The following is a 23,611-nucleotide window of genomic DNA, read 5'->3' as shown; positions in this document are numbered from 1 at the left end:
ATGAAAAAAAAAGAAACCATAATAGCCATTCTTGTATTAACATTCTGTCTTATAACAAGCCATGCCTATTCATTGGATTATCCTCATTCCAGCGTAAATAATATCGGATGCGATTCATGTCATTTTGTATACGGCACTCAGTCGACTCTTATGCCGGAATGGACGTCACATACTCAGCAGAATATAGACGATACCCAGTACAATTCCCTTTGCTGGAGCTGTCATAATGACGTTGACGCTCCCTATGTAAGGACACATTCCAGTTTAAATATAGACAACGGCTATGGTAATTGGACCATGGAATGTATAACCTGTCATGACCAGCATTACCAAAGACAGTTCAGAACATATGGAAGCCCGAGCTATCTCTATCAAGGGACAGTATCATCAGTAACAACAACAACACTTACAAGAACCGGCGCGGGCTGGACTGATGATCAGTATAAAGACTTGGTAGTTGTTCCAAACATTGCCCAGAAAAATTATAACTATAAAATTACAGGCAATACCGGCGACACGCTTACTATTGCAGGCCCTGTAGATTTAACAAAAGCAAGCTCCGGCAATACATTTGCGATAGTGTATGGGAAACTGATCAGAAGCACTGTCACCACTCCAAATAGCGGAAACAAGTCTGTTAAGTTTTATTATTCAACCGGGACAAATTCATTTGCGGATGGAGACTCAACTTATAACGGCGTTTGCGAAGCCTGCCACACGCAAACAACATATCATAAAAACAGCGCGGCAGGAAATCATTCTCATAATTCGGGAGTAAAATGCACAGCATGCCACCTTCACACGAAAGGCTTCAGACACAACTGTGATACCTGTCATGGTTATCCGCCGGTTGTTAATACTGTTGGAGGGCCAAACGGCTTGGCAAGTAATAACGGCACGACCGGTTCCTCAACTGCCGGAGCTCATGACTTGCATGCAAATACTAAAGGCTATGCATGTGCAACATGTCACTATAACAGCGCCGGTTTGGGCCCAACTCACAACAGTTCTCTAACAATAACAATGGGGTTTTCTTTGTTTGGCGGGGCTTATCAGGGAGGAACATATAACGGTCAATCAGGAGTAAGTTACAATACATCATCAACCTCCCCTGTCACCATGGTTTCCACTACAGGAGCAAAGACCTGTTCGAACTTATACTGCCACAGCACCGGACAATCAACAACAGATGGAAATTCTTCAACCCCTACTTATGCAACACCGGTATGGGATAATCCGTCAAGCGTTGTATGCGGCACGTGTCATAAAGTTTCAGCAGCGTCAGGATTAAACTCCGGCAGTCACTCTGCGCATCTTGGCGCAACGGGAGTAAGCGGCTGCGGTGATTGTCACACAGGGGCGTCAAATGACGCTTCATCATATAACTCATCAAATCACGTCAATGGTTCGATTGATGCAGCAAACTCCTACACTGCTGACGGAACACCGGGCAATGGTTATGGGACGTGTTCAACAGCATCGTGTCATGATGATGGAACAGGCACTCTCACTGTGACACCGACATGGGGTACCAGCGTAACCGACTGTTCTGAATGTCATGCAACAATACCGGGCACAGGCAGTCATCAAAAACATGTGGTGACAACACAATACAACAAGTCCGTATGCGGTAACTGCCATAACGGAGCGGTACAGGGCTCAACTGCGCCTGCTCAGCACCGCGATGGTAACATTGATGTTTATGCTTCAACTGCAGGCGACCTTGGATATCCTCAGGATAAGACAAAAGGTAGTGCATTTACAACATGTACAACAGCATACTGTCACAGCACAGGGCAGTCCACAACAAACGGGAGCTCCGTAACTCCAACTTACGCAATCCCGACATGGGGCGACTCTTCAAGCGCGACATGCGGAACTTGCCACAAAGTCACAAAAGCATCAGGCTTAACATCCGGCAGCCACGGCGCTCATCTTGGCGCTACGGGGGTAAACGGCTGCGGCGACTGCCATACGGGAGCATCAAATGATGCATCGTTATACAATTCAGTAAATCACGTTGACAGGTTAATAGAGGTTTCAAATTCATATTCAGCAGCAGGTACTCCTGGTAACGGTTACGGCACATGTTCAACTGCATCATGCCATGACAACGGAAGAGGCAGCATCGTAACAACTCCAGCATGGGGAAGTTCACCAGTTGCCTGCACTGCATGTCACGCTGCCGCGCCCGCTACAGGGAGCCACAGCATACATCTTGCAGCGGGCGGAGTCAGTTGCGCCAATTGCCATAAGGGAGCAGTGCAAGGCACCACGGCTCCTGATCAACATCTTGACGAAAATATCGATGTCTACGCTTTAACTTCAGGCGATCTTGGTTATCTACAAAACAAGACAAAGGGTAGCGCTTTTTCAACCTGTACAACAGCATACTGTCACAGCAATGGTCTTGGAACTTACAAGACAACCCCTACATGGGGGTCTTCAGGAACGGGATGCAGCACCTGTCATAATGCACTGCCGACTTCAGGGGCTCACAACGCTCATGTGAAGACTGCGGCAATTGCATACGGCAGCACAGCGGTAAACAACACGACAACCAGTGTTGACCTTGGATGCGGCAACTGTCATCCAGTTGATACAGCTAATCACAGAAACGGAACATTGAACATTACGCTTAATAAAAACCACGGCGGCGCATTGAAGTCTAAAAACGGTGTTTCTGACGACACATCAGGTTACAGCCAGACACAGGGCGTATCAGTAACATGCTCCGCCGCATACTGTCATTCGCAGGGCAACGGGGATTTTGATAAAACTTCTCCCAACTGGTATGGAGGCAGCATAACCGATTGCAACGTCTGTCACGGCAATGCAACGTATTCAGATTACAGAAAGGCCACACCGCTATATACCTCCGGCTCGCCAAAGGGCAATGCCCACATATTCCATACCTCGACCCAGACAACGCCTTCAAATGAAATTCAGTGCGTCAACTGTCATGGTGCAACAACTACGACAAACACATCAATCGCAGACTGGACCAAACATGTTAACGGCGTCTATGACGTTGATGGAGGCGGCACGTACTGGGACTTCGGCAGCGTGGGCGAAACATGGTACGGGACAGATACCACAGTGACAATCGGGTCTTATGACCAGGGCACGAAAAAATGCATGAATGTTTCGTGTCATCCTGCATCAGATGCCGCGCAGAAGACATGGTCGGCAACCAACTATCTCTGCACAGATTGTCACATCATCGATATGACATCACCTGCAAGCTATCATCACGCGATGAACTCTACAGCAGCCGACCACTATCCTGAATTAACACCACAGGGCGATGCAACAACCGGTGAAAATCCCGATCACAGGATGTGTCTGATGTGCCATGTGGACCATAACATATTCAGTCCGCTGCTCAACAGCAATTCCACAAACAGGGCCAACGTCCTGAGGATCGGCATAAATGTTATTCCGGATGCAAACGATACTACAACATTCACTAATACCGATTTCAATGCAGCAACAGGCACAGGCATATGCGTAAGTTGCCATCAGCAGGAAATCCTTAAAGATACATCAAGAAGGATGACGGAAAGCCATGTAACGAGGACGCCGGTCATTACAATTTCCGATTATACGAACGCAAAGCATCAGTATGCTGTAACGTCACGTTATACAAACAGCGGATATACCTTCAATGCAAATTGCACCAAATGTCATGATACTCAGGAAAATGAGTCGAACACATTCCAGGGACAATATAGCGGTGATTCTTCCAACACAAACAGGTTCGGAGTGCATGTCGGCTCAATCCGAAGACTGCAGGCCAACCTCGGTATCTCAGCTCCGTCAGAGACAGAAGAAGAAGACCTCTGCTTCCGCTGTCACAGCAAGAGCACGGACACGAATCCGGGCGGAGGTACTGCAAAATCAGTAGCAAACAGGGATTATTATAATGCCACGAACATGAGTACAGCGGCACAGGATATCTTTACTGTCATGCAGACAACTGGTGGACGTCCCGCAAGTTCCACCAGCACGACAGACAGATTGTACTTTAAACCCTCAGGCACTGAAACTCCTTCTGAGCCAATGCCGAATGCGCATTCATCAGGCGACACGTTCCAAGGCGGGACCTGGATAGGCAGGTCTATGTCGCCGTGGACAACGTCAACAAACTATGAAAGCTATAGTCAGTCGCTGTCAGTTACTACCGGAACAAAAAATTGGGGTGCAATTACGTTTACATCTCCTGTTGTTGCTACAACTACTACAGTACCGGCAGGTAACTGGCTTATAAGCATTTACTCGCGGGAAAGCAGCACATCTGCAAACGCAAATATTCGTTATATGATTTACAAGTGGAATTCCAATGACACAAAGGGAACAACTTTAATTGCCGCTGCCACGCATGCCATGGAGTTTTCAACCGCAGCGGCACCGGGTGGTCTACGCTCCGTAAGTATCCCTGTTGCCAGCTCTATAACCCTAAACGCAGGTGAAAAGATCTCGGTAGATATCGAGATACAGACGGTCTCTGTTACAATGAGCGGCACATATACGATAGCTTATTATTTCGGCAGCGGCGCTACAGGCAGTCTCCAACTTCCTGGAAGCGTACCGTTTACCTATAATGATCCGGGAAAGACCGGTTACGGACATAACGTCTCACTGTACAGCGGCTTACATAAACCTTCACACGACGACGAGACACTGGACTATATAAGCGCGAACAAACATGTTGAATGCACCGACTGTCATAATATGCATGCCGCAGGATCAGCAAAACATACCCAAGGAACGAATGTGGTTTCAGATATCCTTAGAGGAGTGGACGGAGCAGTCATATCAGCAAACTCGAGCACTCTGTATTTCAGGGATACTATCCCGGCTACACCCACACCGACTGCCACGGCTTCAACCGACACTTTCCAGGGAGGTACATGGCAGTCACGTAACATGCTGACGGCACAGGGTTCGGCAGCGCAAACGCAGACAGTGACAATTAATAACACAGGCAATCCAAAGTACTGGAGAATGACGAGCTTCATCTCGCCTGCGGTTTCGAGTTCTTCCAGCATTTCAGCCGGTAACTGGACATTGAGAATATGGGCCGATGAAAACAATGCTGGCGCAAACGCCTACATGCGCGCCACTATATATGTCTGGAACGCAAATAACACCAAGGGGACCGTAATTGTCGCCCCTACAAGTTATGGTTCTGAATTAACAACAACAAGTGCGGCATACTCATGGACACTTGCAGGCGGGACAGCTTCGCTTAATACTGGAGACAGGGTAGTCGTAGAACTCGAAATAGACTCAAGGGGAGCAACAGCTACGACATACACGGCAACATACAGATGGAATGGCTCAGGCACAACAAATGACAGTTACGCGACAATGCCTAATGCCTTACCTTTTTCAGCAACTTTGACCAACTGGACGGCGCCAACATATATCCTGGGAAGCGCAACGAAAGCGTATGAGATCTGTTACAAGTGTCACTCCGGAGCGAATACAAATGTTACAAACTGGGGTGGAACGGGTGCTGCAGCCTGGACCGATGTAGGGCTTGATTTTAATCTGGGGAATAAGTCATTCCATCCTGTAGTTGCGGCTCTGAACAGCTCCGGGTCAGGATCGAGCGTGCTTAGTTCAACTGCACTTGCAGGAGGCTGGACACCTGGACAGACAATGTATTGCACTGACTGTCATAAAACCAATTCTGCGAATTCAACCGGACCTCACGGTTCTTCCGTGAAGTGGATGCTGGGAGGAACGAATAAGGCTTGGCCGTACACATTAGCGTCGAATAACGGTACATCTTCCGGAACGTTCCGGACATACAGTAACAGAGCTACCAGCCAGAACACCGACGACGGTCTTTTCTGTCTGAACTGTCATAACATTGCCGTAGCGCCACACACTTCAGACAGCGCGCATCAGTCCATACCTTGTGTCGGATGCCACATCCGCGTACCGCATGGTGGTAAAGTCTCAAGACTGATAAGCGCTACAAATAGCGCCACTCCGCTCACAGTCCTGCCTGCACGACTTGCACCTGACGGTAACGGCGGAGGAACAGTGTATCTGAGGAAGTTCACTAAGGCAACCGGCAGCTACAGTAAGAGCAACTGCTACTCTTCAAACAGCTCTTGCGGCGATCACAACAGCAGCAGTAATGGAAGCGAGTCATGGTAGGACATTCATAATCCACTCTTATTCCATTCTTGACTTTCCATTCCGCTTTGCTATACTCGATTATATTTGCCAAGAATAAGATGATTAAAGTACAATGTGACTATGGAAGAATCATTAAAACATTATATTCAACAAATAAAAACTCTTCCGACCATCCCGGTTATTGCCCAGCAAATATTAAGCCTTGTCGGCGATGACCTGGTATCAATAAGCAAACTCGAGAAGATTGTCGAGAATGACCCTGCGATATCCGCAAAAATTCTCAGCGTTGCCAACTCAGCGTACTTTGCCTCCAAAACACCTACGAAAACTCTGGGCAACGCAATTTTCAGGATAGGTTTTAATAACGTCAAAAATATAGCCGTTGGAATATCCTTAATGACAGTCCTTGATGACGGTAAACGCGGGACAGATTTTGATTATCAAAGGATATTCAATCATTCAGTATCAGTTGGATTTACAGCAGGGTTGCTTTCTCAGCAACTCAAGTTAGAATTTTCACAAGAAATATTGATAAACGGCTTACTGCATGATATTGGATATTTAGTCCTGAACAGGCACTTTTCCGAGACCTACCGGAAGGTGCTGGAGTTAATTGAACAGGGAAATTCCATGCTCGACGCGGAAAAAACGGTCCTGGATTTTACACACGCTGAAATCGGCTCATGGCTTGCCGATGAATGGCATTTGCCTGGAACAGTCTTAGATACAACTTTGCACCATCATACGCCCTCACTTGCAAAAAGGAACCGCAAACATGTAGCTGTTATACATATAGCGGATTACATTACTACTAAAAAAATTTTCAGCCCGACGAAAAAAGACCCGGCTTACCCGTTTGACCATTCTTCCCTCGACATACTGGGGATCTCGGAGAACGACCTGAAAGGCATAGATGCCGGAATAACATCTGACCTGGTATCGGCTGAACTGCTCGAATGAAGGAACTGCTTGTTTATCAGGATGACGATGGAGATTGGATTGTTAAAAGCGATAAAATATCCGGCTTTTCTGCCAGGGGAAAGACTCAGCTGGAAGCCATTGATAAAATGAAGAAGGCCTTCTCTGTTTATTTTCCCTGCAATGCCGGTAATTGCAAAGATTCAAAATAATGCAATCGGACTGACACTGGACATAAATTCTTCTACTGACATAATCGACATTTACTTCAGGGCAAACAACATCCTTTCAATTTTTGAAATTTCATTCCTGATAATATGTCATGCTATTGTCTGGATAAACCCTTCTGTCAAAAAACCAACTTTGCTTTCACACATACCAATGAGCTAACTATTTGATAAATTACATCATTACAAATGGCATTGAATTTGCAATATTCACATATGAAAGGAAATTCATTTATTGCATATTTTATCATTGATATTATTATTTTGATATGCTATTTACTAAATATGTTTCTTTTACATTTAAGGTGGCATAATGCTTATAGATAAAAGAAGATATATACGGTTTGAAGTTCCCCTTGATGTAATATTACCTTCTACAGGAAACGGAGGTGGACATTCAACCGGCGTGATAAAGAATTTTTCACGCGAAGGATGCTGCATTGAATCAAACAATCTTGATTCTCAATTAGATGACACCATGGAATTCAGGATCAGACTCCCGAAGAAAGATCTCTACGCCCATGTAGTGGGGGATGTGATATGGAAACAGCGGCTTAACGACAGATGGCTGACAGGAATAAGATTTAAGGAAATAGATAAAGAAGCAAAGATCGATATACTGGATTTTGCCTATGACACATGGATAGATAAAATGAAAGGTTGATATTTGATTGATCTTGATTCGGTAAATTGCATTAATAAGTTTCTGGATAGAATTATATGAATCGAAGAATTTTCGACAGGGTACCGTCAAATATAAGCGTTAGATTTTACTGCGGGGACACAGACTATTGCGGCACTGTAACAAATCTCTCTGAAAACGGAATGTTTATCAGCACAAAACAGATGTCTTTCCCTTTTGATTCAAAAATCGAAATATATATATCTCATAACGACAAACTGTTGAATGTTCCCGTCAAAGTGATCAGGATGACAAAATCAAATGATGTTTTCGACGGCGTTGCAGTACAGCTTTTGGATGATCATAAAGATTATTTAGAGCTCGTCAATACACTGCGTTCTTCTCAGTTTCCATTCTAAAAATACATCGCACACATACATGCACTTTTTTTCTTGACAAATTTTTTTGGCTGTGTTTAAATAGGACTAAATTGGTCCTATTTAAATAAGGAGGATAAAATGGAACTCGTAAACGTAAACAAACTTGGCGTAGCCAAAGGCACACCCGTCGAGGATGCCGTAACAGCAAATTTTAAAGGTGAAACATATGAAGTCGGGCTCTACCTTGCAATGGCAAGGCAGGCGCAGAGAGAGGGATATGCAGAGATAGCCGAGGCCCTTAAAAGAATCGCATTTGAAGAGGCAGACCACGCAGCGCGATATGCCGAGCTGAACGGGCTTATCTCTGACAACACTAAAGTAAATCTCGAAAAAATGCTCAATGGAGAGATAAACGCAAACAGAGGGAAAAGAGAGGCGGCTGTAAAGGCAAAAGAGGTGAATGTCGATGAAGCCCATGATCTTTTTGACGAGTCCTCAAGGGATGAGGCAAGACATGCCCAGATGCTTAACGGACTGCTCGGCAGATTTTTTAATGGCAAATGAATATGCATATAACGAGGAAGGCTGATTATGCTGTACGATGCGTCCTTTTCCTGTCAAGACATATTGACCGGGTATCAAGTGTTGATGAGATATCCGGAGAGATGTCTGTGCCGAAAACCTTTCTCGCCAAGATCCTCCAGCGCCTCATGAAGACAGGAATAGTAAACTCGACCCGCGGGGTCAAAGGAGGGTTTCAACTTGCAAGAGGACCGGAGGAGATCAGCTTGCTTGATGTCGTTGAAGCCATTGACGGCCCTGTTGCGATGAATGTATGCGCCGTTGATAAAAAAATGTGCGGGTTCAGCTCTTCCTGCTCTGTACATCCTGTTTGGATTGAACTGCGGAAAGATATAAAAAACCGCCTGAAGAGCTGGACTTTTGCAAAACTAGCGGGTATAAGAAAATCTCAGAAAGTCATAAAAAGAGATTGTCATTAGGCTTAAACTGTGATATTAGATAAACAATAGAAGCTCTTAAACTTTAATAACAATTTTTAAAGAGGAGGTAAACCATGAATGATTATCAATATGATAATCAAACGGTCAAAGGGTTCATCACTTCCTCTATCTTCTGGGGCGTTGTAGGCATCCTTGCAGGGATATGGGTATCGATCCAGATGTGGAGTCCTGCGTGGAACATCTCACCTTATTTTACCTTTGGAAGATTGAGGGTGATACACACAAACATTTTAGCCTTCGGACTTGTTTTGGGGGCTATTATGGGAATCTTCTACTATATAACGATGAGGCTTGCAAAGCGCCCTCTTCTCTTCCCGAAACTTGCAAGACTTACCCTGTATGTGTTTAACGCAGCCATAGCCCTGGCTACGCTAACGCTTTTCTGGGGGATGACCCAGTCCATCGAATATGCCGAACTTGAATGGCCGCTCGATATAGGAGTCGTAATTTTATGGGTCCTGTTCTCAATCAATATTCTCGGAACTGTTATCAAAAGGAAAGAGGAGCAGATGTATATCTCGCTCTGGTATGTCATCGCCACACTGATAACCATTGCGGTAATTTATATCGTTAACAACCTTTCAATTCCAGCAGGGCTGTTTAAGTCTTATCATCTTTTCGCTGGAGTCAACAGCGCTAATGTTGAATGGTGGTACGGGCATAACGCTGTCGGTTCCGAGCTCACAATGGCGGTGCTTGCCATTTTCTATTACTTTCTGCCCAAGTCAACACAGATGCCGATTTACAGCCACAGATTATCAATCATCGCTTTCTGGTCGCTGGTGTTCACATATCTCTGGACCGGCGCCCATCATCTTGTTTACACGCCGCTTCCTGACTGGATACAAACACTCGGAATCGCCTTCACCGTGTTTCTCATTGCGCCCTCCTGGGGTTCGGTGGTGAACGGTTATTATACCGTCGGCGCCGACTGGTCCAAGATGAGGACAAACTACCTTACAAAATTTTTCATACTCGGGATAACGTTTTACGGACTCCAGACTATACAGGGACCGACCCAGGGATTAAGAGTGGTGAGTCAGTTAATCCATTATACTGACTGGGTCCCCGGACATGTGCATATGGGAGCAATGGGGTGGGATGCGATGGTATTAGTTGCCGCGATGTACTACATCATTCCGCAAATTTATAAAACGGAAATATACAGCGTAAAGATCGCCAACACTCATTTCTATCTCGTACTCATAGGCCAGCTCATATATTCAATTACAATGTGGATTACCGGCATTCAGCAGGGCGCCATGTGGAAGGCGGTTAATCCGGACGGAACACTTAAGTATACCTTCGTTGAAACCCTTGTAAGAAATTATCCTTTCTGGAAGATGAGGACCATCGGCGGCATTATATTTACCGTCGGGATGCTCTTCTTCATCTATAACATCTACATGACGATCCGCAGGGGCAAGGAACTGGCGGCGTCAGGAGCGCAGGGGGTGGCATGATGAAAGGCGAACTTTATAGAAAACCAATACTGTTTGCGATAGTTGCTACTGTAGCTGTATTGATCGGGAGTATCGTTACCGCAATCTATCCGATGTTCACCCGGCAGATGCATCCGAAGCTTGAAACACTGAAACCATTTACTGCCTTACAGCTTGCCGGCAGGGACATTTATCAGAGAGAGGGATGCGCTTATTGTCACACCCAAACCGTCAGGCCTCTTAAAACAGAGGTGATGAGATACGGTGAATATTCAAAGGCCGGAGAGTTCGCATATGACCATCCGTTTCTGTGGGGATCAAAAAGGACCGGGCCTGACATCGCCCGTATCGGAGGTAAATACGCCGATGCATGGCACTACAGGCATTTTGAAAACCCGAGGGCCTTCTTTGCGGATTCCAACATGCCGTCCTACAACTGGTTGAAAAACAATATACTTGACCCTGCCGATGTCGAAGCGCATATGAAGGCATTGAACTTTCCGTATACGCCCGAAGATATTACTGCGCTGAAAGACAGGACGGAGCTTGACGCGCTGGTTTCGTACGTGCAAGTGATCGGCACTTCAGTTGCCAAGAGACCCGCGGCAAAACCCGCAGTTGCAGCGAAACAGCATATTCCAAATCCGCTTGCAGGAGATCCGATGGCAATTGCCCTTGGGAAAAAGCTCTTTGGAGAACATTGCGCTGTTTGCCACGGCGAGAATGCAAAAGGCGACATCGGCCCTGACCTGACGAACAGAAATAAATTCCTGTACGTTGAGGGAGATGTGCCTGACGATGACTATTTTGAAATAATCAACAACGGGACATCCCCCGGTATGATAGAAGAAGGGCGCACTGCAAAAGGCGGTATGCTCGCTTTTAAAGACACTTTGAAAAAAGATGAAATCTGGTCTCTGGTCTCATATATCAGATCGATACAGGACGCAGAGAAAAAATAAAGGAGGATTCAAACAAGATGTGTATGGATTACAAAAAGAGCTGCTGCTGCGGCGGCAGCACTGCAAGCTTTAATTTAAGGGACGGGGTAATGCCCGTAGAAATCGTAAACAGGCTCTACTGCCCCGATTGTTCAACGGACGTTCCGCATGACCCGGCGACTATGGTCAACGACAATGGCTGGATAATAGAATTTGACATGGACATCGCAAGGTTCATGGGCAAGAATATCCCTTTTGCGGAGATCACGCCTGATATGCTCTTTGACGAAGGTTACTGCACGTGGAGAGGGGTTTATCCGACGGACCACATAGATTCTGTAACCGAACGCAGCGAGATTTTAAAGCTTGCAAAAACAGACCCCAAGAGATATTTTCAGGAGATCAAAAAGTGGGGTATCGAAAGAATGCAAAAGCTTGCCGCTGACGGATGGAGGAAGGCAAATGAACGGGAACAGTCAAAGGTTTAAAGAAAAGCCCGCATGCTCTGACAAGGCAGCCCCGTTTCCAACGGATGTAAAATGTCCTCATTGCGGAGCGGACGTTGAAATGTGGAATGACGAGGACGATGCCACGTGCCCCCTTTGCGGGAAAACCTTTAATAAGGAGGATTCATGGTAGAAGAACTGGACAACCTGGAAGAGTTTGAAGCAAAAGAAACAGTAAACAAGCTCCCTGTCGGATGGCTGATACTTTTCTGGGGTTTGATACTCTGGAGTGTTTTTTATTTTACAGCCTACACACCGGCGATTACAGGATGGACGCAGGAAAAAGCATACGAAGAATCTTTAAAGAAGTAAGGACGGTCAACTTTATGGACATATCTGTTATAGCAACAATTGGATTCACAACTATCGCCGTGATCGGGGTGCTTTATCTTTATTTTGCTTCTGTGCGGAAAAAGTGAGCAAGGTACATATGGACCCTCAGGAGATAGCATATTTTGTTTTTGGTGTCACGCTCGTTGTCGCATTTACGGTGATAATAGTTTTTTACTATTCAAAAAAGAGGCACAAAAAAGTCGAAGAAGCAAAGTATAAAATGCTTGATGACGAAGACTAAGAGGATACAACCGTGGAGACGCGTTGTGGAGGCTGCTCAGGCGTTTCTTATTGTCGGCCTGCCTTTCCTGAAGATAGAAGGCGAGAGCGCGTTAAGGTTTGATGTCCCTTCACTGAGACTGCACTTCTTCGGCGCAAGCATTTGGATGGAAGAATTTTTCATCGTCCTCATCGGCATAATTTTTCTTACTTTCCTGGTTGTATTTATAACATTGATGTTCGGAAGGATCTGGTGCGGGTGGCTTTGCCCCCAGACAGTGATCGTCGACTTCACCCGGTTTGTGGACAAGGCGAAGTCAAAAAGGCCGGCATATAAACTGGGCTCGTACCCGGCGATGTTTTTGATAAGTGTTTTAGTCGCGGCAAATCTCATATGGTACTTCGTTTCCCCATATGAATTCATCCCGGAGGTCATGGAGGGAAATCTCGGAAGTGTGACTTGGGGATTCTGGCTGGTTTTAACGGGGATATTATCCCTGAATTTCATCCTGCTCAGACACAAGTTTTGCGCTACCGTCTGTCCGTATGCGAAACTGCAGAGCGTTCTGTTCGATAGTAAAACGCTTGTAATTTCATTTGACCCGAGGAGAAAGGAAGAATGCATGAAATGCATGGCGTGTGTAAGGACCTGCCCTGTCGGGATTGACATAAAGGAAGGCCTGAACGCGGCCTGTATAAGCTGTGCAGAATGCATCGATGCATGTACAAAAATGATGGGGCACAGGAAGAAGGACTCTCTGATAGGTTACTTCTTCGGACTGCCGGGAGAGACCGGAAGGATACTGCGCCAGAATGCTGTATTGCTGGGTTCGGTCACCACTGTCTTTCTTGTTTTCTTTATCTATCTTTTGTTGACGCGCGTTGCCATTGATATGACCGTTCTGCCGAATTATTCTTTCCCGCCCCGCATCGCGGCAGACGGCGGAGTGATAAACTCATACACCTTGTCCGTGAAGAACAGGGGAAGGTCGGATGTGGAGCTTGAGATTAACGCAAAAGTAGAAGGGGACGGAATAAAAATAACCCCGGACAGTGTCCGGCTTTCCGCTGGAAGCATTAAAAAAATCCCTGTCTACGTTCATTTAAAACATATATCCGTGAAAGAAAATATTGAGGCCATTGATATATCTATCCGTTCTAAAGATTCACCGGGAGTTGAGGTGGTCAAAAAGGCCAATTTTATTATTCCGGAGGGATGAGGGGGAGGTATAAATGAAAATTTTAATTATTATCGTTTCCATAATTGCGCTTTCCGCTGTGGGCGGATCAATTATTGTGGGTGAAAAGATGTTTGACGGAGTTGTAGTTGAGAAGCCTTACGAACAGGGTCTGTTATGGGACAGGATACAGGACAGCAAGTCTGAATTGGGCTGGAGCGCTGTCATCAATAACGGGAAAATTAAAACAGGTGACGGGGAGGTCAGTATCTCTGTTTTTGACAAAGAAGGAAAACCGCTTTCCGACGCTACTGTCTCCCTGATAGTCAGCAGGCCGTCAACAAACGCGTACGATAAAGATTATAAGACCGTTAAACTTCATGAAGGATTATACACCGCTGCGGTCAACTTCCCTCTGTACGGATATTGGGACATGAAGATACACGTAGGGCGGAAAGGCAAGGATGCGTTATTGGAAGAAAGAATATTTGCAGATAACTGAAAGAATTAAAACTAAGAAGGGAAATAACCATGCCATTCATAACATGGAATGAAGAATACAGCGTCAACATAAAAGAGATTGACACGCAGCACCAGAAGCTTATTGAACTCATAAATAATCTATTCGACAAAATGAGGATAGGAAGGGGAAAGGACGTAATCGGCATAATATTAAATGAGCTTGTGAACTATACGGTCTATCACTTTCTTACAGAGGAAAAGCTGTTCCAGGAACACGGGTATCCGGAATACATGCAGCATAAAAAACTGCACAGTGATTTAACAAAACAGGTGAAAGAACTCAAAGACAAATTTGATCATGGAGATATTATAGTCACTGCCCGTACCCTGAATTTCCTTAACAAATGGCTTATTGATCACATCATGGGAGAGGACAAAAAATACGCGCCTTTTTTAAACAGCAAGGGGGTGGTATAGATGATAACGTATAATAAAATGAAATTGGAACTTTTCCTGCTGATGTTAGTGTCTCTTTTTCTGCTGCCGTTAAACAGTCGGGGGATGCAGCATGAACATGCCGCTTCCGGGACAAAAACAGATTGCGATATCAATGCCGGGCCGTGCGCAAAGACCATAGAGCTTGATAACCTTAAGGTGATATTGGACATCAATCCCAAACCGGTAAATCCGATGGCGGACCTCTTTTTCAACGTCACTCTTAAAGAGGGTGAAAAACCCGTCACCGATGCTGCGGTCTCTGTGGACCTGACAATGCCGGGCATGTTCATGGGCGTTAACAGGCCTGCTCTCAAACATGTCAAGGATGGGAGATATGAAGGCAAAGGTGTCATACCCGTATGTCCTCACGGCGGTAAGCTGTGGAGGGCGGATGTGACTGTTGAGCGAAACGGCAAGGCTGCGACGGTGAGTTACCTGTTTGAAGTGAAGTGATAATCTAAACACAGAGGCACCGAGGCACGGAGCTTTTCTCTGTGTCTCAGTGCCTCAGTGTTTTTTAAGCGGACTAATAAAATCAAGATGGAACTCAGCTATACTCTCGCATTTACGACAGGGCTGCTTGGCGGGTTCGGCCATTGCATAGGCATGTGCGGCCCGCTTGTTGCCACTTATACTCTTCGTAGTAGTCATCAATCAGCAACCCCTCTAAATCCCCATTTTATTAGGGTGGTGTTTCCGCATCTCTTGTACAATATAGGACGAATTACCACGTATATGTTTGTAGGCTCTTTAATGGGGCTTACAGGTTCGTTTGTTAACGTGGCAGGCAGGATATCAGGGTTTCAGAACATGGTGGCAATATTGGCAGGACTGATGATGATACTCATGGGACTGAGCATTTCAGGAATCGCGGGCGGAATGAAATGGCTGGAGAAGCATAATAATCTTGTCCTGAAAACAGGAAAAAGTATTTTGCACGGTGAATCTGTCTTGCGGTTCTATCCGCTTGGGCTGCTGCTCGGATTTCTTCCGTGCGGCCTTTCGTACACCGCTTTTATTGCATCTGCAGGCACAGGCAATCTTCTTTCGGGGATGCTTGTCATGTTCTTTTTTGGAGTGGGGACCCTCCCTGCCCTGCTCCTCTTCGGCGTAGTGATTACGTTTGCAAGCCAGAGGACCAGAGGGATAGCTTACAGGATAAGCGGGGTGGTCGTAATGGCTCTTGGCGCGTATTTTCTTTTGAAGGGTATATATCCAAATGCTTAAATGCGACCACTGCCTGCTGGAATTCCCCGAAAGAGAAGCGGTCTATGACGAAATAGACAGCATGAAAAAAACATTTTGCTGTAACGGCTGCCGCGGCATATACGGATTGATCCATGAAGAAGGGCTTGACGAATTTTATGAAAAAAGGATGTGGAAGGACGCGGGCATCTCAGCATCCCTGCTTACCGGAGAGATAGATATAAAACCCTTTACGGAACATGTCGTGAATGTTGAAGGCGGAAGACAGAAGACAGAAGACAGAGCCCGGAGCACAGAGCACAGACAACAGAAGGAAATAGATATTTTCATAGAAGGTGTCCGCTGCGCGTCATGCATCTGGCTGAATGAAAAAATATTGAGCAGGCTGAATGGCGTTGATTATGTGAAGGTAAGCTATGCGACCCACAAAGCGAAAATAAGATGGCAGCCGGAGCTTGTCGGCCTTGAGCAAATACTCAAGAGGATAATATCCATTGGCTACATTCCCAAACCTTATTCTGAATCCGAAAGGTTCAAGGCACAAAGGGCAGAGGCAAGAGACCTGCTCATCAGGTTCGGGACCGCCGGGTTTCTGTCGTCACAGTTGATGCTTTTCAGCATTGCGCTTTACGCGGGATATTTCCAGGGTATCGAGCAACAGGACAAATTTCTTTTTGAAAGTATCGCGATGCTTATCACTATCCCTGTTATCTTTTACTCAGGTATGCCCTTTATTAAGGGGACTATCAGCGGCTTAAGAAATCTGCGCTTCAACATGGACTCACTTATTACCATTGGCGCAGGTTCGGCATTTATATACAGCATCTACCAGATGCGGACCGGCGGCAAGGTCTATTTTGATACATCGGCAATGATAATAACTCTGATACTGCTTGGAAGATATATTGAGGTAAACGCAAAAGGCAAGGCCTCGGAGGCGATTGAAAAATTATCGGGACTGACGCCGAAAGAGGCCAGAGTTTTAAGACAGAGTACAGAAGACAGAACACAGAACACAGATACAGTTCCTGTTTCCTCAATCAATAAGGGAGACCTGATTCAGGTCATTCCTGGTGAAAAAATCCCGTTGGACGGGAACGTGATCAGCGGCGAGTCAGAAGTTGACGAGTCTCTTATTACCGGTGAATCAAGGCCTGTTATGAAGACCTCCGGTTCAAAAGTTATCGGAGGGAGCATGAACCTTTACGGCTCGCTGGTATTTGAAGTTACCGCAACAGGGAAAGAGACCGTGCTGTCCGGCATTATCAAAGCTGTTGAAGACGCGCAGAACAAGAAGCCTCACATACAAAGGCTGGCAGACAGGATTGTCGGCGTCTTTGTTCCCGCTGTGCTGATAATATCCGCGTTGACAGTCGTGTTTTATCTATTGAACGGCGCGCCGGCGCAGCTCGCATTGATGACAGGCATCTCAGTGCTTGTTATTGCGTGTCCTTGCAGTCTGGGGCTTGCAACCCCGTTGTCTGTTATGATGTTTACAACCATGGCGTCATCAAAAGGGGTATTGATCAAGGGCGGCGACGTGATCGAGAATGCGAGCAGATTGACCGGCGTGATATTTGACAAGACAGGCACCATAACAATCGGCAAACCCGTGCTGAAGGAAGTTGTCGTTTTAGATAACAATGTAAATAAAGAACACGTCATATCGCTTGCAGCTTCTATTGAAAGACTGTCGGAGCACAGCATAGGACACGCAATAACAGAGGCGGCAAAGGGGCTTGAACAATTTAATGTTTCAGAATTCAGGGCGACAACAGGAAAAGGCGTTGAGGGGACAGCAGACGGTAAAAGAATGTTCATCGGCAACAGGATTTTTATGAATGAGAATAATTCAGGGACGGAGTTTCTGAATGAAAACATATTGCAATTTGAGAGAAACGGCGATACAGTTGTTTATATGGCGTGGGACAAAACAGTGAGGGCGGTATTTGTAATCTCCGATGTTATTAGAGTTGAAGCGTTGGAGGCGGTGAATAAACTTAATGGGATGAATCTTGAGACGTTTATTATAAGCGGTGACAATAAAACAACCACTGACTCAATAGCGTCGGCGGTTGGGGTTAATAACGCAATATCAGAGGCATTGCCGGTGAAAAAGAAAGATGTAATTGAGAATATTCAGAATAGAGGCGGCCGCGTTTTAATGGCAGGTGATGGCATCAATGACGCGCCTGCGCTGACAGAGGCATCAGTAGGAATGGCAATGGGGCGCGGAACGGACATCGCGATGGAGAGCGCTGACGCGGTGCTGGTCAGAAACGACCTGAAGCTTATTCCATACTTTATTGGTCTTTCCAAAAGGACATACTCAATTATAAAACAGAATATCTTCTGGTCGTTTTTCTATAATGTGGTTGCAATCCCGCTGGCGGTCCTTGGAGTTCTTCACCCCATTGTCGCCGCAGGGGCAATGGCAGCGAGCTCTCTTTTTGTTGTAGGGAACTCTCTTCGGATAAGGAGGATAACAGACGGGATTAGGGATTAGGGGTCAGGGGTTGGTTTTTTACTAATCCCCAATCCCTAACTACTAACCCCCCTGAATTGTATGTGGACGATATACTTTTTAATAGTTCTTTCAATAATCCTCGGAATCGGGGCATGGTTATTCTTTATGTGGGCGGTAAAAAGCGGCCAGTATGATGACGCTGAGAGGCCCAAGCACAGGATGCTGGAGGACGATACAAAAACAGACTGATATGTTGTATCATTAAAAACTATGGCATTCGTAATAGCATTAGCAGGCAAAGGCGGCACAGGCAAGACGACCATCGCGGCGCTGACAGTCCGTTACCTTGTCGAGAAAAAACGCAGGGCGGTCCTCGCGGTCGACGCTGACAGCAACTCGTGTCTGAATGAAGCGCTCGGTGTGCCGGTGCACGCGACTATCGGCGGTTTGCGTGAAGAGTCTCTTGCCAAGGTGCGCAGCGGCGCCGAACGTCCCGGCGGAATGAGCATGGAGCAGCTCTTTGACTACCAGGTACAGCAGTCCGTAATCGAGGCAAAAGGGTTCGACCTCATGGTAATGGGCAGGCCGGAAGGTCCAGGATGCTACTGCGCAGCCAACAATATTATCCGGAAATATACCGACAAGCTTTCCGAAAAATATCCTTACGTTGTTATCGACAATGAAGCCGGAATGGAACATTTGAGCAGGCGCACTACTCACAAAGTCGACCTCCTGCTTGTGATCAGCGACCCCACCCAGAAAGGGCTGCAGACGGCAAAGAGGATAAACAACCTCGTAGACGAGCTTGCCCTGGACATAAACAGACGCGAGTTAATTGTAAATAGAATATCGTCTGAAAACTTTGACAGGCTCAAAAATGTTTCAGGAGGATTACCTTTTGAAAAAGCCTTTAACGTCCCGGAAGACGAAAATATTTTCAACCTCGACCTTGAAGGAAAGCCTGTCTTCGCTCTGCCCTCTGATTCGGTCGCTGTGAAGACGGTTTTTGAATTATTGGACTCCGTCAATATCCCTTAATATACTACTTTTAATTACCATGTTCTTTATTAAATCCCTCCCTTTAGGGATCACTCTATTTATTTTTTTTATTATCAAATAACGATGCATTTTTTTAATTGCCTTATGTTATAATTTTAGACTTTGCTTCTAAGCAGTTATGTATTCACTGCAAGAAAAACCTAAAAGGAGAAACAAGCATGATTATCATTGGCGAAAAAATCAGCGTTATTGCCAAAAAAGTAAGAGAGGCCATGAACGCCCGTGACCCAAAGCCGATCCAGGAGCTTGCAAATACGCAGTGGAAAGCAGGAGCTCATTTTATAGATGTTAACACCGGCCCTGCCGAGGAAAAAGGCGAGGAGTTGATGACATGGATGGTGCAAAGCATTCAGGCTGTAGTCCACGCTCCGCTCTGCCTGGACACCACTAATGCTTCCGCGCTTGAAGCCGGCCTCAAGGCCCACAATAACCAGTGGGGAAGACCTCTCATTAATTCAACATCGAATGATCCTGAAAGGTTTGGAATGCTTGAGCTTGCGGCAAAGTACAACGCCCAGATAGTAGCGCTTACCGTTGGCAAAGGCGGTTTGCCTGCTGATGCCGAAGAGAGATGCGGGATCGCAGCGGAGATCATGGCCAGGGCGGCAGAGTTTGGAGTGCCGCTTGAAGACATCTTCCTTGATCCGCTCATTCTCCAGGTTTGCACAACACAAGATCAGGCGATGCATTCCATCAAGGCCATCAAGATGTTTCAGGAATTAAATGATCCCCCCATGAAAACAGTCGTGGGGCTCAGCAATATTTCAAACGGCGTACCCAAACAAATGAGGGGGCTTATAGACAGGGTCTATCTGACATTATTAATGTATGAAGGACTGACAGCAGCTATCATGAACCCTCTTGATAAAGAACTTATGGACACGCTGAAGACAACAGATGTCTTCTTGGGTAAAACGCTTTACGCGCATTCGTATCTGGAAATGTAAAAACAGCTATCAGCGGTCAGCATTCAGCAGTCAGCTAAGAAAATTCTTAAGCTGATCGCTGAGAGCTTAAAGCTGATTGCTTAAAATTACGGAGGTTGATATGTCATACGTTGTTCCGAAAGAATCCTGCAGCGGCAAGGTTTTAAATGTTGACTTTGGAAAAGGCGATAAAGCCCTTAATATCGGCGGAGAAAATTGTCTTCCTTTTTTATCATTTGAAGGCGAGATCCTGAACCGCCCTGTTATCGCATACGAGATCCAGGACATCCCGCCCGTTGACTGGCCCGACACTGTACAAAACGCGTACAAAGACGTCAGCGGCGATCCTGTCACATGGGCCAAATACTGCCAGAATGAATTAAAGGCAAAAGCCATCGCGCTCAGGCTGGTAAGCACTCATCCCGACAGGGACAACCGCTCTGCCGAAGACGCGGCAAAGACGATAAAGGACGTCCTGACAGCCATTGAAGTACCGCTTATCATTCTCGGCTCCAATCATATAGAAAAAGACGCAACCGTACTTGTTGCCGCTGCCGAGGCCGCAAGCGGATACAACTGCATCATTGGAAAGGCGCAGGAAGGAAATTACAAAACGATAGTTGCCGCGGCGCTCGCCCACAACCACAAATTAATCGCCATGTCCGAGCTTGATATAAACCTTGCCAAGCAGCTCAACATCCTCATCACTCAAATGGGTTTTGATAAAGAAAAACTGATAACGGACCCCATGTGTTCAGCGCTCGGGTACGGTCTTGAATATACCTATTCGGTCATGGAGAGGATCAGGCTTGCCGGTCTTATGCAGAACGACGCCACCATGCAGCCGCCTATACTCGGCGACGTCGGGATGTATGTATGGAAGGTCAAAGAAACGGTTGCATCTGAATCCGACGTCCCTGAATGGGGCACTCTCGCGGAAAGAGGAATAGCATGGGAAGCGATGACGGCAACAGGCATGATCATTGCCGGCACAAACCTTCTGATCATGAGACATCCGAAGGCGATTGAGACGGTTGAAAAGACGATAGCGGAATTAACATAAATTGAAGACAGTAGTTAGTAGCAAGTAGTTAGGCGAAAAGTCCTGATCCATTCCTTGACTACTGACTACTTACTACTAATTTACGGAGGATCAAAATGGCATTAACCGGTGTTCAGATATTTAAATTTCTCCCCAAGACAAACTGCAAAAAATGCGGTTTTCCCACCTGCCTTGCGTTTGCAATGTCGCTCGCCCAGGGCAAGATAGCGCTTGAAAAATGTCCCGATGTCTCAGAGGAAGCAAAAAAGACCCTCGGCGAAGCCTCTGCCCCGCCGATAAGGACCTTTGCTCTCGGCGCCGGAGACACTGCGGTGAAGCTTGGCGGAGAGACCGTGCTTTTCAGGCATGACAAAAAATTCTTCAATCCATGCGCGTTGGCAATTAATATAAAAGACAGCCTCAGCGATGATGAGCTTGTAAAAAATGCGACCGGGGTCGCGACCTCTGAACTGAACCGCGTAGGACAGAAGCTCAGAGTTGACGCCATCTCTATTGAATATGCATCAAACAACAGCGCGCAATATGAAAAGGCCGTGAAACTTGTAGCTGAAAAGGCCCCTGCTGCTGCGATCATACTGAACTGCAAGGACGCTGCCGCTGCAGAAGCTGCAGTCAAGGTAATTGCAGCACGCAAGCCCCTCATCTACGCCGCTACTAATGAGAACGCTGACGCAATGGCAAAGATCGCCAAGACACACGGTGTCCCGCTCTGCGCCAGCGCGCAGGGTCTTGAGGCTTTGAGCGCGCTTACGGAAAAATTACAGGGGCTGGGTGTAAATGATATTGTGCTTGACTCCGGAGCAAATTCGGCAAAAGAGATCCTCGAGCACAACACACAAATCAGACGGTCAGCGCTTAAGAAAGGTTTTAAACCGCTCGGGTTCCCTGTCCTTAACTGCGTGATACGCGAGGATTCCATTCTCGAAGCGACCATTGCATCTGTAGCTATCGCCAAGTATGCCTCAATTGTTATTCTCAGCAGCATAGAGAAATGGAAGAACCTTGTGCTGTTCACATTGAGACAGAATATATACACTGACCCGCAGGTGCCGATGCAGGTTGAGCAGAAGATTTACAATATCGGTGAACCGACCGCTGAGTCGCCCCTGATGATAACAACCAATTTCTCGCTGACATACTTTATAGTTTCAGGCGAAATAGAAAACAGCAAGGTCCCAAGCCGTCTTGCCGTTATGGACTCCGAGGGACTTTCGGTGCTCACGGCATGGGCAGCGGGCAAGTTCACCGCTGCAAAGATAGCGCAGTTCATAAAAGACAGCGGAATTGAAGGCCAGATAAAGCATAAGGAACTCATTATTCCCGGGCAGGTCGCCATCCTCAGCGGGGCGCTTGAAGACAAGCTTGAGGGATGGAAGATCACGGTAGGACCGAGAGAGGCGAACGCCATCCCGACGTTCTTGAAAGGCCGCGTCGCCTGATTAACGTTTGCCGGAGAATAATAACTCCGGGCAGACCTGAAATTGCAGGACATCCGTCAGTTGGAAATAAGTTTGTAAATGCTGAAGGCTGTTTGACAGCAAGAATTCTTATGTGATAATGTTTATTATCTGGTATTAAAGAGAATTTTGCCATGGAAAAGTACAGGCATCTGAACATTAAGCTTACGCCGCAGCGGCTTGCGATATTGAGTTATCTGAACGGTAACAAGACGCACCCGTCGGCTGAAGACATATATAAAGCGGTCCAGAAGCAGTTTCCTACAATGTCTTTTGCAACGGTCTACAACACCCTTGAGGCATTGAAAAAGCGTGGCGGTGTCATTGAGCTCAAGATCGACGACAAGAGAAAGCGATATGATCCTGACAGCACGAGACACCACCATTTCATCTGCACAAAATGCAGGAACATTGTCGATATAAATAAAGATTACAAACTCAGCCTGCCGGACGAATTAAAAAAAGGGTTCGACGTAACAGGCAACAGCATAGAATTTTTCGGCACATGCAGGAAATGTAAATAAAGGCA

Annotated in this window: 25 protein-coding genes; all 25 read left to right on the top strand. The window is 46.3% G+C overall.

The features are described from left to right. The 25 genes from HZB61_01120 to HZB61_01000 all read left to right on the top strand — a co-directional run bounded on the left by HZB61_01120 (position 1) and on the right by HZB61_01000 (position 23,606). The gene (locus HZB61_01120) at positions 1 to 6,174 is read left to right on the top strand and encodes a CxxxxCH/CxxCH domain-containing protein (protein ID MBI5055204.1); all 6,174 of its coding nucleotides are present in this window, start codon (positions 1 to 3) and stop codon (positions 6,172 to 6,174) included. Positions 6,175 to 6,276: 102 nt separating this feature from the next. After that, positions 6,277 to 7,116 (top strand): HDOD domain-containing protein, encoded by an 840-nt coding sequence (locus HZB61_01115; protein ID MBI5055203.1) that lies wholly within the window; start codon positions 6,277 to 6,279, stop codon positions 7,114 to 7,116. Beyond that, a complete protein-coding gene (locus tag HZB61_01110) occupies positions 7,113 to 7,286 on the top strand; it encodes a hypothetical protein (GenBank protein MBI5055202.1) in 174 nt (57 codons plus the stop codon). The genes HZB61_01115 and HZB61_01110 overlap by 4 nt, the downstream gene beginning before the upstream one ends. Positions 7,287 to 7,614: 328 nt before the next feature. Then, entirely contained in the window at positions 7,615 to 7,965 is a 351-nt protein-coding gene (locus HZB61_01105; GenBank protein ID MBI5055201.1) for a PilZ domain-containing protein, read from the top strand. A 56-nt stretch (positions 7,966 to 8,021) separates the two neighbouring features. Beyond that, positions 8,022 to 8,342, top strand: coding sequence for a PilZ domain-containing protein (locus HZB61_01100; GenBank protein MBI5055200.1), 321 nt, complete (start codon positions 8,022 to 8,024; stop codon positions 8,340 to 8,342). Between the two features lie 99 nt (positions 8,343 to 8,441). Beyond that, positions 8,442 to 8,867, top strand: a complete 426-nt coding sequence (locus tag HZB61_01095; protein MBI5055199.1) for a rubrerythrin family protein — start codon at positions 8,442 to 8,444, stop codon at positions 8,865 to 8,867. A gap of 2 nt (positions 8,868 to 8,869) precedes the next feature. Then, on the top strand, positions 8,870 to 9,304 hold the full coding sequence (locus tag HZB61_01090) for an Rrf2 family transcriptional regulator (GenBank protein ID MBI5055198.1): 435 nt from the start codon (positions 8,870 to 8,872) through the stop codon (positions 9,302 to 9,304). A gap of 74 nt (positions 9,305 to 9,378) precedes the next feature. After that, positions 9,379 to 10,788 (top strand): cbb3-type cytochrome c oxidase subunit I, encoded by a 1,410-nt coding sequence (locus HZB61_01085; protein ID MBI5055197.1) that lies wholly within the window; start codon positions 9,379 to 9,381, stop codon positions 10,786 to 10,788. Further along, positions 10,785 to 11,729 carry a cbb3-type cytochrome c oxidase subunit II gene (locus HZB61_01080; GenBank protein MBI5055196.1) on the top strand — a complete coding sequence of 315 codons (945 nt, stop codon included), beginning with the start codon at positions 10,785 to 10,787 and terminating at the stop codon, positions 11,727 to 11,729. The genes HZB61_01085 and HZB61_01080 overlap by 4 nt, the downstream gene beginning before the upstream one ends. A gap of 17 nt (positions 11,730 to 11,746) precedes the next feature. Next, a complete protein-coding gene (locus HZB61_01075; protein MBI5055195.1) occupies positions 11,747 to 12,196 on the top strand; it encodes a hypothetical protein in 450 nt (149 codons plus the stop codon). Then, positions 12,171 to 12,347, top strand: coding sequence for a hypothetical protein (locus HZB61_01070; GenBank protein MBI5055194.1), 177 nt, complete (start codon positions 12,171 to 12,173; stop codon positions 12,345 to 12,347). Before HZB61_01075 ends, HZB61_01070 begins: the two co-directional genes overlap by 26 nt. Then, complete coding sequence (locus tag HZB61_01065) at positions 12,341 to 12,526, top strand: hypothetical protein (protein MBI5055193.1); 186 nt, start codon at positions 12,341 to 12,343, stop codon at positions 12,524 to 12,526. The genes HZB61_01070 and HZB61_01065 overlap by 7 nt, the downstream gene beginning before the upstream one ends. 118 nt (positions 12,527 to 12,644) lie before the next feature. Further along, positions 12,645 to 12,788: a cbb3-type cytochrome c oxidase subunit 3 gene (locus HZB61_01060; GenBank protein MBI5055192.1), complete on the top strand. Its 144-nt coding sequence runs from the start codon at positions 12,645 to 12,647 to the stop codon at positions 12,786 to 12,788. Next, positions 12,775 to 13,986, top strand: coding sequence for a 4Fe-4S binding protein (locus HZB61_01055; protein MBI5055191.1), 1,212 nt, complete (start codon positions 12,775 to 12,777; stop codon positions 13,984 to 13,986). Before HZB61_01060 ends, HZB61_01055 begins: the two co-directional genes overlap by 14 nt. A 13-nt stretch (positions 13,987 to 13,999) precedes the next feature. Next, positions 14,000 to 14,446 (top strand): FixH family protein, encoded by a 447-nt coding sequence (locus tag HZB61_01050; GenBank protein MBI5055190.1) that lies wholly within the window; start codon positions 14,000 to 14,002, stop codon positions 14,444 to 14,446. A 29-nt stretch (positions 14,447 to 14,475) separates the two neighbouring features. Next, positions 14,476 to 14,883 carry a bacteriohemerythrin gene (locus HZB61_01045; protein MBI5055189.1) on the top strand — a complete coding sequence of 136 codons (408 nt, stop codon included), beginning with the start codon at positions 14,476 to 14,478 and terminating at the stop codon, positions 14,881 to 14,883. Beyond that, positions 14,884 to 15,357: a FixH family protein gene (locus HZB61_01040; GenBank protein MBI5055188.1), complete on the top strand. Its 474-nt coding sequence runs from the start codon at positions 14,884 to 14,886 to the stop codon at positions 15,355 to 15,357. It begins immediately after the preceding gene. 87 nt (positions 15,358 to 15,444) lie between these two features. Then, positions 15,445 to 16,131 (top strand): sulfite exporter TauE/SafE family protein, encoded by a 687-nt coding sequence (locus HZB61_01035; GenBank protein MBI5055187.1) that lies wholly within the window; start codon positions 15,445 to 15,447, stop codon positions 16,129 to 16,131. Next, positions 16,124 to 18,616: a heavy metal translocating P-type ATPase gene (locus HZB61_01030; GenBank protein MBI5055186.1), complete on the top strand. Its 2,493-nt coding sequence runs from the start codon at positions 16,124 to 16,126 to the stop codon at positions 18,614 to 18,616. The genes HZB61_01035 and HZB61_01030 overlap by 8 nt, the downstream gene beginning before the upstream one ends. Positions 18,617 to 18,676: 60 nt before the next feature. Beyond that, positions 18,677 to 18,826 (top strand): cbb3-type cytochrome oxidase assembly protein CcoS, encoded by a 150-nt coding sequence (gene ccoS, locus HZB61_01025; protein MBI5055185.1) that lies wholly within the window; start codon positions 18,677 to 18,679, stop codon positions 18,824 to 18,826. A gap of 21 nt (positions 18,827 to 18,847) precedes the next feature. Next, positions 18,848 to 19,615 (top strand): AAA family ATPase, encoded by a 768-nt coding sequence (locus tag HZB61_01020; GenBank protein MBI5055184.1) that lies wholly within the window; start codon positions 18,848 to 18,850, stop codon positions 19,613 to 19,615. A gap of 179 nt (positions 19,616 to 19,794) precedes the next feature. Continuing rightward, on the top strand, positions 19,795 to 20,583 hold the full coding sequence (locus HZB61_01015; GenBank protein MBI5055183.1) for a dihydropteroate synthase: 789 nt from the start codon (positions 19,795 to 19,797) through the stop codon (positions 20,581 to 20,583). A gap of 100 nt (positions 20,584 to 20,683) precedes the next feature. Continuing rightward, entirely contained in the window at positions 20,684 to 21,625 is a 942-nt protein-coding gene (locus HZB61_01010; protein ID MBI5055182.1) for an acetyl-CoA decarbonylase/synthase complex subunit delta, read from the top strand. A gap of 95 nt (positions 21,626 to 21,720) precedes the next feature. Then, entirely contained in the window at positions 21,721 to 23,064 is a 1,344-nt protein-coding gene (locus HZB61_01005; protein MBI5055181.1) for an acetyl-CoA decarbonylase/synthase complex subunit gamma, read from the top strand. Between the two features lie 152 nt (positions 23,065 to 23,216). Next, the gene (locus tag HZB61_01000; GenBank protein ID MBI5055180.1) at positions 23,217 to 23,606 is read left to right on the top strand and encodes a transcriptional repressor; all 390 of its coding nucleotides are present in this window, start codon (positions 23,217 to 23,219) and stop codon (positions 23,604 to 23,606) included. Positions 23,607 to 23,611: the final 5 nt, after the last annotated feature.

This window comes from Nitrospirota bacterium, from assembly GCA_016214845.1.
In the GTDB taxonomy this organism is placed as follows: domain Bacteria; phylum Nitrospirota; class Thermodesulfovibrionia; order UBA6902; family UBA6902; genus SURF-23.
Note: the sequence above shows the minus strand (reverse complement) of the source record. Positions and strands in the feature narration are given on the sequence as shown.